Origin of the sequence: Microbacterium sp. WCS2018Hpa-23, assembly GCF_031843845.1 — a bacterium.
GTDB lineage: Bacteria > Actinomycetota > Actinomycetes > Actinomycetales > Microbacteriaceae > Microbacterium.
Genome location: NZ_JAVTIZ010000001.1, coordinates 176849 through 191085, shown reverse-complemented (window position 1 = coordinate 191085; position 14237 = coordinate 176849). Strand labels below are relative to the sequence as shown.

The 14237-nt window shown below is 68.1% G+C and carries 14 protein-coding genes; 7 read left to right on the top strand and 7 right to left on the bottom strand.

The window, feature by feature from the left end:
- Positions 1-20: 20 nt before the first annotated feature.
- Positions 21-386 (top strand): HNH endonuclease signature motif containing protein, encoded by a 366-nt coding sequence (locus RQG77_RS00860; RefSeq protein WP_311243008.1) that lies wholly within the window; start codon positions 21-23, stop codon positions 384-386.
- Between the two features lie 9 nt (positions 387-395).
- Here RQG77_RS00860 and RQG77_RS00855 read toward each other — a convergent pair whose 3' ends face one another.
- Both RQG77_RS00855 and RQG77_RS00850 read right to left on the bottom strand, forming a co-directional pair.
- A complete protein-coding gene (locus RQG77_RS00855) occupies positions 396-917 on the bottom strand; it encodes a GAF domain-containing protein (RefSeq protein ID WP_311243007.1) in 522 nt (173 codons plus the stop codon).
- Entirely contained in the window at positions 914-1411 is a 498-nt protein-coding gene (locus tag RQG77_RS00850; RefSeq protein WP_311243006.1) for a metallophosphoesterase, read from the bottom strand. The genes RQG77_RS00855 and RQG77_RS00850 overlap by 4 nt, the downstream gene beginning before the upstream one ends.
- Before the next feature lie 151 nt (positions 1412-1562).
- Between RQG77_RS00850 and RQG77_RS00845 the strand changes: the two genes are divergently transcribed.
- A complete protein-coding gene (locus RQG77_RS00845) occupies positions 1563-3023 on the top strand; it encodes an MFS transporter (RefSeq protein ID WP_311243005.1) in 1461 nt (486 codons plus the stop codon).
- A gap of 84 nt (positions 3024-3107) precedes the next feature.
- Here RQG77_RS00845 and RQG77_RS00840 read toward each other — a convergent pair whose 3' ends face one another.
- Positions 3108-4139, bottom strand: a complete 1032-nt coding sequence (locus tag RQG77_RS00840) for an LD-carboxypeptidase (RefSeq protein WP_311243004.1) — start codon at positions 4137-4139, stop codon at positions 3108-3110.
- A gap of 93 nt (positions 4140-4232) precedes the next feature.
- Between RQG77_RS00840 and RQG77_RS00835 the strand changes: the two genes are divergently transcribed.
- Positions 4233-4439 (top strand): hypothetical protein, encoded by a 207-nt coding sequence (locus RQG77_RS00835; protein WP_056308851.1) that lies wholly within the window; start codon positions 4233-4235, stop codon positions 4437-4439.
- Positions 4440-4517: 78 nt separating this feature from the next.
- Positions 4518-6401: an ABC transporter ATP-binding protein gene (locus tag RQG77_RS00830; RefSeq protein WP_311243003.1), complete on the top strand. Its 1884-nt coding sequence runs from the start codon at positions 4518-4520 to the stop codon at positions 6399-6401.
- Positions 6402-6554: 153 nt separating this feature from the next.
- On the opposite strand, the gene RQG77_RS00825 is transcribed toward RQG77_RS00830, so the two are convergent.
- On the bottom strand, positions 6555-8417 hold the full coding sequence (locus RQG77_RS00825; protein ID WP_311243002.1) for a phosphoenolpyruvate carboxykinase (GTP): 1863 nt from the start codon (positions 8415-8417) through the stop codon (positions 6555-6557).
- 109 nt (positions 8418-8526) lie between these two features.
- Here RQG77_RS00825 and RQG77_RS00820 point away from each other — a divergent pair, with 109 nt between their 5' ends.
- Positions 8527-9969 (top strand): helix-turn-helix domain-containing protein, encoded by a 1443-nt coding sequence (locus tag RQG77_RS00820; protein ID WP_311243001.1) that lies wholly within the window; start codon positions 8527-8529, stop codon positions 9967-9969.
- Between the two features lie 21 nt (positions 9970-9990).
- Here RQG77_RS00820 and RQG77_RS00815 read toward each other — a convergent pair whose 3' ends face one another.
- Both RQG77_RS00815 and RQG77_RS00810 read right to left on the bottom strand, forming a co-directional pair.
- Entirely contained in the window at positions 9991-11052 is a 1062-nt protein-coding gene (locus tag RQG77_RS00815; RefSeq protein ID WP_311243000.1) for a winged helix DNA-binding domain-containing protein, read from the bottom strand.
- Between the two features lie 142 nt (positions 11053-11194).
- On the bottom strand, positions 11195-12643 hold the full coding sequence (locus RQG77_RS00810; RefSeq protein WP_311242999.1) for a glyceraldehyde-3-phosphate dehydrogenase: 1449 nt from the start codon (positions 12641-12643) through the stop codon (positions 11195-11197).
- Between the two features lie 204 nt (positions 12644-12847).
- Between RQG77_RS00810 and RQG77_RS00805 the strand changes: the two genes are divergently transcribed.
- Positions 12848-13219, top strand: a complete 372-nt coding sequence (locus RQG77_RS00805; RefSeq protein WP_311242998.1) for a multidrug efflux SMR transporter — start codon at positions 12848-12850, stop codon at positions 13217-13219.
- Positions 13216-13539 (top strand): multidrug efflux SMR transporter, encoded by a 324-nt coding sequence (locus RQG77_RS00800; protein WP_157534206.1) that lies wholly within the window; start codon positions 13216-13218, stop codon positions 13537-13539. Before RQG77_RS00805 ends, RQG77_RS00800 begins: the two co-directional genes overlap by 4 nt.
- A gap of 8 nt (positions 13540-13547) precedes the next feature.
- On the opposite strand, the gene RQG77_RS00795 is transcribed toward RQG77_RS00800, so the two are convergent.
- A complete protein-coding gene (locus RQG77_RS00795) occupies positions 13548-14213 on the bottom strand; it encodes an SDR family oxidoreductase (protein ID WP_311242997.1) in 666 nt (221 codons plus the stop codon).
- Positions 14214-14237: the final 24 nt, after the last annotated feature.

The following is a 14237-nucleotide window of genomic DNA, read 5'->3' as shown; positions in this document are numbered from 1 at the left end:
CCGCCCGGTACCGTGTGTCTGTGCCGCGTCGAAGGTTCTCCACCCCCACGCCCGCTGCGCGCGCCCGCTACGCGAAGCGACGTCAGGGCCGCGTGGCGAGGGCCGACAACGACCTCACCGCCGAGCAGTGGGTCTCACTGCGGGAGGCCTGGGGAGGATGCGCGTACTGCGGAGAGGGCGACATCGCCCTGCAACGCGATTGTGTGATGCCGATCTCGCGCGGCGGGCGGTACACCGTCGAGAACGTGGTTCCGGCGTGCGGGTCGTGCAACGCGAGCAAGCGCAACGACGAGGTCACGTCATGGCTCCGTCGTAAGCGACTCGACGAACGCGCCTTCCTCACCCGTTACGCCGAGATACTCGTCGCGCTGCACCAGACCGAGTGAACGGCCTCACTACCCGCCCGTCCGAGACTTCCAGACGGTTGCGGTGAGGCGAGCGGCGTCGGCACGAGTGATGCTCTGCCAGTTGCGGCCGCCGCGCGCGAATGTCTCGTGCACGCCGGGCGGCACCGCAGAGGCCTCGACCGGGAGATCGAGCCAGTCGCACGCGCGCACGTGCACGAGGTCGACATCTCGGGCCTCGGCTGAGGCGTCGTAACGCCACGGTCCTGTGATCCGTCCCAGCCACAGGAACCCGTCGGCGTCGCGCGTCCAGACGAAGGAACCTTCGGAGGCGGAGACGAACCTCTCCAAACGGCGTGCCATCCGCTCGCCGAAGACGGCATCGACTGCGGCGAGCGCATCGGCCGGCGAGTCCGGGATGCGATCGAGTCGTCCTCCCACTCCGCAGACCCCGGTCTGCAGTGCACGCTCGACCGCGAGCCCCCCGCGCACCCGGTCATCGCGCGATCGCATCGGGGCGCGGTACACCGCGGGAACCTCGACGTCTTCGCCCGCGCGAGATGCAGCGGTCATTCGATCGGCACCAGAGTTGCGTCGATCCGACCGCCGTCGATCACGACCGTCATCATCGTGCACACCGGCTGACGACGGCGGTCGGTGGGCGAACCGGGATTGAGCAGCCGCATCCCGGACGGGGCGACGGTGTCCCACGGGATGTGGGAGTGCCCGAACACGAGCAGGTCGACGCCCGGGAAGGCCTCGTCCATGCGTTCCTCGCGCCGCAGCTTCGGACCGGTCTCATGCACCACGGCGACCTCGACGCGCTCGACCGTCAGACGCGCGATCTCGGGCAGTCTGTCTCGCAGCGCCGGCCCGTCGTTGTTCCCGTAGACGCCCACGAGCACCCGCGACCGGGACTCGAGCAGATCCAGCGTCGCGACATCGATCCAATCGCCCGCATGCACGACGATCTCGGCGTCGTCGACCGCTCGCAGCGCGGCATCCGGCAGCCGCTTGGCACGAGCCGGCACGTGCGTGTCTGCGAGCAGCAGAAGTCTCGTCGTCATGATCCCTCCGATCTCGCAGCGGTCCCGCATCCGCTCCGACTCTACGCACGACGTGCCCCGGACCGCCGTCACACGTACACAGCAAACGCTCAGGAAGGCGTAAGATCTCTCGGTGCCTTGGTATACCGGGCACTCGGAACGAAGGAGCAGTATGAGTACGACCACAGCGCCCGCGAATCCGCGCTCGCGCGTCATCACGGCGAGCCTCGTCGGCACCACGATCGAGTTCTACGACTTCTACGCGTACGCGACCGCGGCGGTTCTCGTCTTCCCGGTGCTGTTCTTCCCGACCGGCAACGACACGACGTCGCTGCTCTCGTCGTTCGCCGTCTTCGGCGCCGCGATGGTCGCCCGCCCGATCGGTGCGGTCGTCTTCGGCCACTTCGGCGACAAGTTCGGACGCAAGGCCACGCTCGTCGCCTCGTTGCTCACGATGGGCATCGCGACCTTCATCATCGGCCTGCTCCCCACGTTCCAGCAGATCGGCTGGTGGGCAGCGCTCCTGCTGCTGATCATGCGTCTGGCGCAGGGCTTCGCGCTCGGTGGTGAGTGGTCGGGCGCGGCACTCGTCGCCACCGAGAACGCCCCGGCCGGCAAGCGCGCCTGGTACGGCACGTTCCCGCAGCTCGGCGCACCGCTGGGCTTCATCATCGCCAACTTCCTGTTCCTCGGAATCAACTGGCTGCTGCCGCACGCCGAGAACCCGGCCCTCAAGTCCGAGGCGTTCCTGTCGTGGGGCTGGCGCATCCCGTTCCTGTTCTCGGCGGTGATGGTCATCATCGGCCTGTGGGTCAGGCTCAAGCTCGTCGAGTCCGACACGTTCAAGAAGGCCGAGAAGAAGGGCGCGATCCGCAAGCTGCCGCTGGCGACCGTCTTCCGTCATCACTGGAAGCAGCTGATCCTCGGCACGTTCATCATGCTGGCGACGTACGTCCTCTTCTACCTCATGACGAACTTCACCCTCGCGTACGGTACGAAGCCGGCCACACTCGAGGCCGCATCCGCTGCCGCACAGGCGGCCGCCGAGGCGACGGGCAAGGACTTCGACGCATCAGCCTTCGCGGCGCAGTTCTATCCGGGGCTGGGCTTCGGCTACACGGACTTCGTGCTCATGCAGATCGTGGGCGTCGTGTTCTTCGGCATCTTCACGCTGCTCTCCGGACCGATCGCGGATGCGATCGGTCGTCGCAAGCTGCTGCTGTGGGTCACCGGGCTCATCATCGTGTTCGGCTTCACGTTCAACGCCTTCCTGCTCCCGGCGATGGACCCGAAGTTCACCGGTGCGCTGGCACAGGCGTTCCTCGTGTTCGGCTTCATGCTCATGGGCGCGACGTTCGGCCCGATGGGCGCGCTGCTGCCGGAGCTCTTCCCCACCAACGTCCGCTACACGGGCTCCGCGATCTCCTACAACGTGTCGTCGATCCTCGGCGCGGCCGTGGCACCGCTCATCGCCCTGTGGCTCTGGGAGCTCGGTGACGGCGCTCCCTGGCTCGTCGGCCTCTACCTCTCGGCGATGGGCGTGCTGACCTTCATCGCGCTCCTGCTCTCGAAGGAGACCAAGGACAACGACTACGACGCCGATCTCGGCGTCGCGGCTGCCGTCGAACTCTGACGTCGACGTTCGAATCGCCTGAATGGCTGCATCTCGCGTCGAGATGCAGCCATTCGCGCTATTCGAACTGCTTCGCGCCGAGGCTCAGTACGAGGCCGTGACCGAGCGCGCGGCGCCGTCGAGGGCCATGGTCCCGCCGTACGGCAGGATCCACTGCGGACGAGTATGGCCGAACGGCACACCGACGCAGACCACGGCATCCGGGTTGTAGCGGGCGACCGCCTCGATCACGACATCTCGCTGCGCCGCACGAAGGCCATCGGCCTCGTGGCGTGACGGCAGGAACTCGAAGTCGCTCACGGGCGGACGCGCGACGACGACACCCGCGACGGCAGCGAGGATCCCGCGTTCGCCCAGTCCCCGCATCCACCGGCCGACCCAGCTCGCGGGCGGGCGCTCCTCGCTCGTCTCCAACATCAGGATGCCGCCGCGCAGGTCGTAGGCGGTCGGCAGCCGGTCGGCGAGTGCGAGCCCGTCGATGGATTCGAGGCATCCGCCCCACGTGCGTCCCTCGACCCGCGCAGCCGGGCCCGACCATACCCAGTCCCCGGTCGGGACACGGTCGCCGTACTCCGAGAGTGCGAGGGGATCCGCCCAGCGCCGCCCGTTGTCCTCCGACTCGCCGGGTTCCGTGATCTCGACCGTGCCGCCGTCGAGCAGCGCCGCGCGCAGTGACCGCAGATGCACGTCGTCGACTGCGGGACCGGGGCCGAGATGCACCGCGGTGGACCCGCCGTGGTAGCTGCGGATGCCGAGACCCCAGAGCCAGTTCAGGATGTTCGTGTTGTCGCTGTACCCGAGGAAGGGCTTGGGGTCGGCCTGCGCGAGCGCGGCGTCGAGGTGCGGCACCACCAGGATCTGATCATCGCCGCCGATCGTCGCGAGGATCGCCCGGATGCCCGGGTCGGCGAATGCGGCGTTCACATCGGCCGCGCGGGCCTCGGGGCTCGCGTCGAGCTGACGCGTCGTCGCGTACTCGACGGGCACGAGCCCTGTGAGGTCCTGAAGCCGGCGCATCGCCTGCTCGTGGAGCTCCGGCGCGACCGCAGGAGCGGCGAACGCGGGTGAGAGGATGGCGATCCTGTCGCCGGGGACGGGTTTCGGTGCAGCCAGCATCCGCCCAGTCTCGCACCGCGAAGCCTACGGCGCTCGTCAACATCAATTGACAAACCGCTGCGAGTCAACAAGGATTGACGTCGGAGGCCCACCATGACGATCGAGACAGCACTGGCACAGGATGACGGCGGCGAGCCGCTCTCCGAGCTCCACCGCCTCGCGGCGCTGCGCACCGAGCTCGCCCGCTCAGAGGAGACCCAGGTGCGCCGCGCGCGAAACCTCGGGTATTCGTGGCAGGCGATCGCGAGCGCCCTCGGCGTGACCAAGCAGGCGGTGCACCGCCGGTTCGGCAAGCGCTGAGGCGCATACAGCCCATCCACAGAATTCGGCCCTGCACGAAGTACGGTCGAACTACCCCCTTTCAGAACGAGGTTCCGCATGTCCAGCACGGCGACATCACGCCGACGCGGACGCGGCGCGCAGCACGACGGTCCGCGCGCCACCTTCCGCCAGCTCCTCCCCTTCCTCTTCGAGCACAAGCGCACGCTCATCGTCGTCGCTGTGCTCAGCGTGTTCGGAGCGGCCACGTCGCTCGCGCAGCCGCTGCTGGTCGGCCAGCTCATCGAGACCGTGCAGTCCGATCAGGGTCTCGGCATCCTCGTCTGGATCCTCGTCGGTCTCGTGATCGTGTCGTCGATCATCTCCGGCTACCAGCACTATCTGCTGCAGCGCACCGGCACAGCGGTCGTGTACTCCAGCAGACGCAAGCTGATCTCCCGCATCCTGCACCTGCCGATCAGCGAGTTCGACGCCCGACGCACCGGCGACCTGGTCTCGCGTGTCGGCACCGACACCACGCTGCTCTATGCCGTGCTCACCCAGGGATTGGCGGATGCCGTCGGCAGCGCGATCCTCTTCCTCGGCGCCCTGATCGCGATGCTCGTGATCGACCCCGTGTTGCTGTTGCTCATCGTCGTCGTGATCGGCGCCTCGGTCGTCGTGGTCACCGCGCTCAGCGGTCGCATCCGCACCGCTTCCACCGCGCAGCAGGAGAAGGTCGGCGAGCTCGCCTCCGGCGTCGAGCGCGCCGTGGGCTCGATCCGCACCGTGCGCGCCTCAGGGGCGACCGAACGCGAGACCGAGACGGTGTCCGTCCTCGCCTCCGAGGCCTACGGCATCGGCGTGCGCATCGCGAAGATCTCATCGCTCGTGGTTCCGATCGCCGGCGTCGCGCTGCAGGTCTCGCTCCTCGTCGTTCTCGGCGTGGGCGGCCTCAGGGTCGCGGCGGGCACCATCACCATCGCGTCGCTGATCACGTTCATCCTGTTCCTGTTCATGCTCGTGATGCCGCTCGCGACCACGTTCGGAGCGATCACCTCGGTGAACCAGGCGCTCGGAGCACTCGGCCGTATCCAGGAGGTGCTGAACCTGCCGGTCGAGACCGAGCACGATGCCGAGATCGCCGCCTCCTTCCCTCGCGACGAGGCGGACCCTCACGCCCCTGCGATCGAGTTCCGCGACGTGCGCTTCCGCTACCCCGAGAACGTGGTCGCCGCACGGCTGGCGGCTGCGAAGGAGGCGCAGACGCTTCTCGCCGACGCCCACCTCGAGCCGACCGACGGCCCGGCCGCCCCGGCGGAGCGCGAGGTCCTGCGCGGAGTCTCGTTCGCCGTGCCCCGCGGCACGCGCGTCGCACTCGTCGGCCCCAGTGGGGCAGGCAAGAGCACGATCCTGTCTCTCGTCGAGCGCTTCTACGATCCGACGGGCGGATCGATCCGTCTCTACGGCCACGACTCGCGCACCTATCCGCGCGACGAACTGCGCGCGCAGTTCGGCTATGTCGAGCAGGACGCCCCCACGCTCGCCGGAACCCTCGGCGACAACCTACGTCTCGCCTCGCCGAACGCCTCGGACGAGGCCTGCGAGCAGGTGCTGCGCGCAGTGAACCTGGGCGACGTGCTCGAGCGCGACACTCTGGGCCTCGAGGCTCCCGTCGGCGAGGACGGCGTGATGCTCTCGGGCGGAGAGCGTCAGCGTCTGGCGATCGCGCGCGCGCTGCTCACCGATGCGCCGATCCTGCTGCTCGACGAGTCGACGTCGTCTCTCGACGGCGTGAACGAGCAGCGCATGCGCGAGGCGATCGATGCGGTCTCCACCGACCGTACGCTGATCGTGATCGCGCACCGACTGTCGACCGTCATCGACAGCGACCTCATCGTGGTGCTGCAGGACGGCGCTGTCGTCGGCCAGGGCACACACGCCGAGCTGATCGAGTCGACGCCGCTGTACCGCGACCTCGCACGCCACCAGCTGCTCGCCTGAACGGGGTCAACGCCCCAGAGAAATGCGCGAAGGCGGGATGTCAGAGACCACTCAGCCATGGGTTCGTCTCAGCCATCCCGCCTTCGCGGTCTGGGGGTAGGGGGATCTGGGGTCATAGAGCGCCGGCTCCCCCGAACCGGCGCCCGGTCTGTGTCAGGCCTTGTCGAGCCTGTAGCGCAGCGACGCCAGCTCGGCGCGGAGCGCGGCCGGGACCTTGTCACCGAAAGTGTCGTAGAACTCCTCGGTGAGGTCGGCCTCGGTCTTCCACGCCTCGGTGTCGACCGAGAACAGCTCGTCGAGATCAGCCTCGGGAACATCGATGCCGTCGAGATTGAGGTCCGAGACGATCGGCAGGCGACCGATCGGGCTGTCGACGGTGGACACCTCACCGGAGATGCGGCGGATGATCCAGTCGACGACGCGCGAGTTGTCGCCGAAACCGGGCCACAGGAACCGGCCGTCGGAGCCCCGACGGAACCAGTTGACCTGGAAGATGCGGGGTGCTCGATCGAACCGCAGACCTCGTCCGACCTTCAGCCAGTGGCCGAAGTAGTCGGCCATGTTGTAGCCGCAGAACGGGAGCATCGCGAACGGATCGCGGCGCAGCTCGCCGACTTTGCCCTCGGCCGCAGCCGTGCGCTCCGACGAGATGTTCGACCCGAGGAACACGCCGTGCGTCCAGTCGGTCGCCTCGACGACGAGCGGCACGTTGGTCGCACGACGTCCTCCGAAGAGGATGACGTCGAGCGGCACCGCCTCTTCCCAGTCCTCGGAGATCTGCGGGCACTGCGCGGCCGAGACCGTGAAGCGCGAGTTCGGGTGCGCAGCCGGGCGGTCGGAGTCCGGCGTCCAGTCGTTGCCCTCCCAGTCGACGAGGTGCGCGGGTGCCTGATCGGTCAGGCCCTCCCACCACACGTCTCCGTCGGGGCGCAGCGCGACGTTCGTGAAGATCGTGTTGCCCCACAGCGTCTCGACGGCCGTCACATTGGTCGACTCGCCCGTGCCGGGTGCGACACCGAAGAAGCCGGCCTCGGGGTTGATCGCCCAGAGGCGACCGTCCTCACCCGGGCGGATCCATGCGATGTCGTCGCCGAGCGTCTCGACACGCCACCCGGGGATGGTCGGTCGCAGCATGGCGAGGTTCGTCTTGCCGCATGCCGAGGGGAATGCCGCAGCGACGTGGTAGGCCTTGCCCGCAGGGTCGATCACCCGGATGAGCAGCATGTGCTCGGCGAGCCAGCCCTCATCGCGGGCGATCACCGAGGCGATGCGCAGGGCGAAGCACTTCTTGGCGAGGATCGCGTTGCCGCCGTAGCCGGAGCCGAACGAGTAGACCTCGAGCGTCTCGGGGAAATGCACGATGTACTTGTCGTCGTTGCACGGCCATTCGACGTCGGCCTCCCCCGCGGCGAGTGGGGCTCCGACCGAGTGGACCGTCTTGACCCACGGCGCTCCGTCGGCGATCTGACGCGTGACGGCATCGCCGACACGGGTCATGATGCCGATGGAGGCGACAGCGTAGGCGCTGTCCGTGACCTGGACGCCGATGTGCGAGAGCGGGCCTCCGACGGGTCCCATCGAGAACGGGACGACGAACATCGTGCGACCGCGCATCGATCCCTCGAAGATCTCGGTCATCTTCTCGCGCATCTCGGCCGGCGGCGCCCAGTTGTTCGTGGGACCGGCATCCTCTTCGCTCTCCGACGAGATGAAGGTACGGCCCTCGGTGCGGGCGACGTCACTGGGGTGCGAGCGGGCGAGGTACGAGCCGGGGCGCCACTCGGGGTTGAGCTTGATGAGCTTGCCCTCGTCGACCAGGCCGCGCAGCAGCCAGTCGTTCTCGGCACGCGAACCGTCGACCCAGTGGATCGAGGCCGGCTTTGTGAGGGTGGCGATCTCATGGACCCATGCGGTGAGCTCCGCCATCGCAGGGGTGTCATACGTCGGAGCCGTCCCGAAGGTGCGCACCGGTGCGACGGATGCTGCTCGGGGGGTGAAGACTTCGGCGATCGCCATGACTACTCCTTTGAAGTGAGGGGCGTTTGTTCCATCTTCTTCCGGTCCGAGGGCAACTTTCCGCCATTCATGCCATTAAGAATTGCTTTTCTTTCGCTAAGATCAAGGAATGGCTCCTTCCGGCATCCACCTCGCGACTCTCGGTCACCGCATCAGGCATCACCGCCTCGAGAAGGGGTTCACGCTCGATGAGCTCGGCGCACTCGTCGGGGTCGCGGGATCGCAGCTGAGCCTGATCGAGAACGGCAAGCGCGAGCCGAAGCTGTCGCTGCTCCAGGCCATTGCGCAGGCCACCGACACTCAGGTCACGGATCTCATCTCGGGCGAGCCGCCGAACCGCCGTGCCGCGTTGGAGATCGAGCTCGAACGCGCGCAGGAGAGTCCGGTGTTCCGCCAGCTCGGTGTCGCCCCCGTGCGCGTCACCAAGGGAATGAGCGATGAGACGATCGAATCGATGCTCGGTCTGCACCGTGAGCTGCAGCGACGAGAGCGTGAGGCGATCGCGACGCCCGAAGAGGCGCGACGGGCCAACACCGAGCTTCGGCTGCGCATGCGCGCGCAGCACAATTACCTCGGGGACATCGAGAAACTCGCCGAGAAGCAGCTCCGCTCGGCCGGACACGTGCAGGGTGCGCTCACGCACCGCACCGTGAGCATCATGGCCGAGAAGCTCGGTTTCGAGCTGATCTATGTCAACGACCTGCCGCACTCGACCAGGTCGGTGACCGATCTCGAGAACGGCCGCATCTACCTGCCGCCGGCGTCGATCCCCGGTGGACACGGCCTCCGGTCGATGGCCCTGCAGGCCATGGCGCACCGCCTGCTCGGACACACCCCTCCCACCGATTACGCCGACTTCCTGCAGCAGCGGCTCGAGATCAACTACTTCGCCGCATCCTGCCTGATGCCGGAGACGGCTTCCGTGGCTTTCCTGCAGCAGGCCAAGAAGGACCGCAACCTCGCTGTGGAGGACTTCCGCGACGCGTTCGGCGTCACGCACGAGGCCGCGGGCATGCGCATGACGAACCTGCTCACGCAGCACCTGGGCATGTCGCTGCATTTCCTCCGCGTCGACGGCACCGGCGCGATCACACGGGTGTACGAGAACGACGACCTCCCGCTGCCCATGGATGTCACCGGCGCCGTGGAGGGTCAGCGCGTGTGCCGGAAGTTCCAGGCGCGGGCGGCATTCACCCAGCAGAACCGCACGAACGAGCACCACCAGTACACCGACACACCCTCCGGAACCTTCTGGTGCTCCACTCAGACCGGCGTCGCGACCGACGGCGAATTCTCGATCACGGTGGGCGTGCCCTTCGATGACGCCCGCTGGTGGCGCGGGCGCGAGACGACGGACCGCGCCGTCTCGACGTGTCCCGATGAGGCCTGCTGCCGGCGCCCCTCGGCCGATCTCACCGAGCGCTGGAACGGCAAGGCCTGGCCGAGCGCGCGCGTGCACACGCACATGTTCTCGCCGCTCCCCCGCGGCGCCTTCCCCGGCGTCGACGACAACGAGGTCTACAACTTCCTCGGGCGGCACGCGAGCGAGTGACCTGAGCCGCGGCAGACCGGATCAACCGTCGAGGAAGCGTGTGAATCGGGCGAGAGCGGTGCGCACCGCCTCGTCGTCCACTGCGCCGTCGCCCGGTGCAGGCTCGAAGAGATCCGGCGGCGCGTGCAGCGAGGCGCTCGCATGCGTCCAGCATCCGATCACCCGGCCGTCGGCGATGATGGTCGCGCGCACCATGCCGTTCTTGCCGGGTCCGACCGCCGCGAGATGCTCGGGAGCACACACCGCCGTGCGGTCGGCGTACGAGATGTAGTACTCGTCGAAGGCCCCGAGCGCGAGCACGGCCGCGGCAGACGACGAGCGGCGAGGGCGCGCCTCTGACACGAACACGCCCTCCTCGATCTCGACCACCCTGCCCGCGGCCCTGTCGCGCGCTTCTCGTGACTGGCCGAGCGTGAGCCCCGACCACCAGGCGAAGTCGGGCACTCCCGCGGGGCCGTGCCCATCGATGTAGCGGACGAACAGCTCGGCAAGCGGGTCGGACGGAGCCTCGTGCTCGCGGATGTGCTGATCGACGAGCACGAAGCGCTGTTCGCGCGCGATGCCCTCCCGAGCCGAGACCGGCCCCTGGCAGATCAGCCCGTCGAGGGTGAGCACGTTGAGCAGATGGATGCCCCGCTGGCCTCCAGGGTCGACCCCTATGCCCGTGAACACCTCGAACATCTCGGCGCGCGTGAGTCCGCCGTCGCGAAGCCGCGGCTGCGCCGCCCGTGTGACCGCGGCGACCATCTCGTCGTCTATGCCGAGCTCGCGCTTTCTCGTCGCCCCTTGCTGGCGCTGTCGGTCGCCGGTCACCGACAGCACCCAGCGCAGATCGCGGGCCGGGATGATGTGCAGGGTTCCGCGCATCGTCCACGCGCGCACCAGGTCTCCCCGGTCGAAGGCGCGATCGACCAGGCGCAGCGTCGGTTCGTTGCGCGTGCGCGCCGCGAGAGCCCAGCGTCCGGCGGTGAAGTCCTGGCTCTGCACCGCGAGCATGTGCGCCGCGGCATCGGACACCGAGCGCGCGGGTGCCGTGAGTCGATGCGAGCGCAGACGCTCGGACAGCAGGGATGCGGACGTCATGCCCTCATCATGCCCGGCCCCTGTGACACGCGCCGGGAAACCCAGACCATTCGACGTTCAGTCAGCGCGTCGAGACGAGACACACCGAATCCGACCGCCCTCGCCTCCGTTCTCCGACTCGGGCCAGCGGGGGATGTGGCACTCAGCCGTGCAGCGTCACCTCTCGACGCTCCGGGAGCACGACGGGGTGCGATCCTGCCATGACCTCGAGCACCCGGATCACCTGGCAGGAGTATCCGTACTCGTTGTCGTACCAGACATAGAGAACGACGTCCGTCTCGTTCGCGATGGTCGCGAGCCCGTCGACGATCCCGGCGCGGTGGGATCCGACGAAGTCCGTCGAGACCACCTCGGGGCTCTCCACGTAGTCGATCTGCTGGCGCAGCTTCGAGTGCAGCGAGACACGACGCAGGTAATCGTTGAGCTCATCCTTGACCGCGGGGCGCTCGAGGCTCAGGTGCAGTACTGCCAGCGAGACATCGGGCGTGGGCACCCGGATCGCGGATCCGGTGAGCTTGCCCTCGAGCTCGGGGAGCGCTCGTGCGACCGCTTTTGCTGCTCCCGTCTCCGTGATCACCATGTTCAGCACCGCCGAACGCCCCCGGCGATCACCGCTGTGGAAGTTGTCGATCAGGTTCTGGTCGTTGGTGAACGAGTGCACCGTCTCGACGTGACCCCGCACGATGCCGTACGCCTCGTCGATCGCCTTGAGCACAGGCGTGATGGCGTTCGTGGTGCACGACGCCGCGGTGACGATGCGGTCGTCGGGTTCGATCGTGCCGTCGTTGATGCCATGCACGATGTTCTTCAGCGCGCCCTTGCCAGGCGCCGTGAGAAGCACCCGCGCTACGCCGGTCGCCTCGAGGTGACGGCTGAGCCCCGCCTCGTCACGCCAGCGTCCGGTGTTGTCGACGACGATCGCGTCATGGATGTCATAGGCGGTGTAGTCGATCGCCGAGGGGTCGTCGGAGTAGATGACCTGGATGCGGGTGCCGTTCGCGATGATCTGCTCGGCGTCTTCGTCGACCGTGACGGACCCGGCGAACCGGCCGTGCACCGAGTCCCGCAGCAGCAGCGAGGCGCGCTTGACGAGATCGTTGTCCGAGCCGCGTCGCACGACGATCGCTCGCAGGCGCAGGCCGCTGCCCCCGCCGTTGTGGGCGATGAGGATGCGAGCGAGCAGCCGGCCGATGCGGCCGAAACCGTAGAGCACGACGTCGGTGGGCGCGGCGGCGACCGCCCCGACAGCGGGCGCGAGCACCTCGGCCAGGTAGGTGTCGAGAGGCAGGTCGCTGTCGGCGTGCCCTGCGACGAGACGCGCGAGATCGAGAGAAGACGCGCCAGGCGCGAGCTCATGCACCCCCTCGAGCACGGCGAGGGTCTCATCGACCTCGAGGCGTTCGTGCCCGAGCTGCGCGACCCGGTCGTGCACTTCGACGATTCCCGTAGCGGAGAGCCCGAGCAGCCGGTGTCCGTGGAGCGAAGTGACCACGTCACGTTCGCGCTTGAGAGCACCGATCAGCGGGATCATCCGCTCGGCCAGCTCTTCTCTCGCCGTCCAGTCGTCGTGGGGTGCGGCGGTAACGTTCATCTGCGTCCTTGCATGTGTGAGCGCGCCGAGGTCGCCGGCGCGCGAGATTGCCGGGTGAGCTTCGGGGGATGCATCCAGGGTACGCGCCGTGCGCGAGTGTTCCGAAATCGCGGCCTCTCGCCCGCCGTTCACCGGGGCGACAGGGAATCGTGCGAGCATCCGATGCGTTCTCCCCCGGGCACGCCCCGCGTCGAAAGGCACCAGATGACCGACACCTCCCGCCCGTCCGCGTGGCCACCGCTGCTGATCGCGATCGCCCTCGAGGTGACGGCCACCCTGTCGCTGCGGGCCGCCGAGGGTTTCACCCATCCGCTGTGGCTGATCCCCGTCGTGATCGGCTACACCGGCTCGCTCTGGCTGCTGTCGATCGTGCTGGATCGAGGGATGCCGGTGGGTGTCGCCTACGGCATCTGGTCGGCCATCGGCGTCGTCCTCACCACGATCATGGGCACGGTGCTCTTCGGCGAGCTGCTCGGGACGGTGCAGATCATCGGGATCGGCGCGATCGTGGTCGGCGTGCTGCTCGTCGAACTCGGATCCCACTCACGCGAGACACCGGTCGAGGTGGCGTCGTGATCTGGGCGCTCCTCGTCCTCGCGATCGCGAGCGAGGTGACCGCGACTCTCAGCCTGCGCGCATCGGAGGGCCTGCGGCGGCGGCGGTGGATCCCCGTGATCGTCGTCGGCTACCTCGCCGCGTTCACACTGCTCGGCACGATCCTCGCGATGGGGATGCCTGTGGGCGTCGCCTACGGCGTGTGGGCCGCAGCCGGTGTCGCGATCACGGCGATCCTGGGCCGAGTGATCTTCAAGGATCACTTCTCAGTCATGATGGCGATCGGCGTCGCGCTGATCGCCCTGGGTGTGGTCCTGATCGAGTTCGGCGGAGCCCACTGACGCGCGATTCAGTACCGCGCCGAGAACGCCCCGTCGGTGTTGAGCAGTTGACCCGAGATCCAGCGGCCCTCATCCGATAACAGGAACTCCACCGTCGCCGCGACGTCGGCTGGCCGGCCGAGGCGCCCGAGAGGGGTCATCCCGGCGAGCGCGACGCGCGTCTCGTCGTCCATCCAGCCGGTGTCGATCGGGCCGGGGTTGAGGACGTTCGCGGAGATACCCCGGGGTCCGAGCTCGCGTGCGGCAGAGATCACGAGCCTGTCGAGGGCGCCCTTGGACGAACCGTACGGGAGGTTGCCCGTGACGTGATCGCTGGTGAGCGCGACGATCGCTCCGCCGTCCTCCCCCGCCTGCCGGGCGAATGCCGCGATCAGCAGCAGGCTCGCTCGCGCATTGACTGCGATATGCCTGTCGAAGCTCTCGGCGGTCGTGTCGAGGATCCCCGACTGCACGTCGTGCGCATGGCTGAGGACGAGCGCCGAGATCGTGCCATGAGCGCGGTTCACGTCGGCGATCAGCGCCTCGGGGCCTTCATGGGTCGAGAGGTCGGCGACGACGTCGGCATCGCTGAGGTCGCTGGTGACGACGGTCCAGCCGGCTGAACGGAGACGAGGGACGATACCGGCGGCGATACTGTTCGCCCGTGCGGCGCCGGTGACGAGTGCGAGAGGCATCCGGCCACGCTACCGGAATCGTCT

Excerpts from the sequence above, each read along its gene's own strand:
- RQG77_RS00855 (WP_311243007.1), bottom strand. The coding sequence starts at position 917 with ATGACCGCTGCATCTCGCGCGGGCGAAGACGTCGAGGTTCCCGCGGTG.
- RQG77_RS00850 (WP_311243006.1), bottom strand. The coding sequence starts at position 1,411 with ATGACGACGAGACTTCTGCTGCTCGCAGACACGCACGTGCCGGCTCGT.
- RQG77_RS00845 (WP_311243005.1), top strand. The coding sequence starts at position 1,563 with ATGAGTACGACCACAGCGCCCGCGAATCCGCGCTCGCGCGTCATCACG.
- RQG77_RS00840 (WP_311243004.1), bottom strand. The coding sequence starts at position 4,139 with ATGCTGGCTGCACCGAAACCCGTCCCCGGCGACAGGATCGCCATCCTC.
- RQG77_RS00835 (WP_056308851.1), top strand. The coding sequence starts at position 4,233 with ATGACGATCGAGACAGCACTGGCACAGGATGACGGCGGCGAGCCGCTC.
- RQG77_RS00830 (WP_311243003.1), top strand. The coding sequence starts at position 4,518 with ATGTCCAGCACGGCGACATCACGCCGACGCGGACGCGGCGCGCAGCAC.
- RQG77_RS00825 (WP_311243002.1), bottom strand. The coding sequence starts at position 8,417 with ATGGCGATCGCCGAAGTCTTCACCCCCCGAGCAGCATCCGTCGCACCG.
- RQG77_RS00820 (WP_311243001.1), top strand. The coding sequence starts at position 8,527 with ATGGCTCCTTCCGGCATCCACCTCGCGACTCTCGGTCACCGCATCAGG.
- RQG77_RS00815 (WP_311243000.1), bottom strand. The coding sequence starts at position 11,052 with ATGACGTCCGCATCCCTGCTGTCCGAGCGTCTGCGCTCGCATCGACTC.
- RQG77_RS00810 (WP_311242999.1), bottom strand. The coding sequence starts at position 12,643 with ATGAACGTTACCGCCGCACCCCACGACGACTGGACGGCGAGAGAAGAG.
- RQG77_RS00805 (WP_311242998.1), top strand. The coding sequence starts at position 12,848 with ATGACCGACACCTCCCGCCCGTCCGCGTGGCCACCGCTGCTGATCGCG.
- RQG77_RS00795 (WP_311242997.1), bottom strand. The coding sequence starts at position 14,213 with ATGCCTCTCGCACTCGTCACCGGCGCCGCACGGGCGAACAGTATCGCC.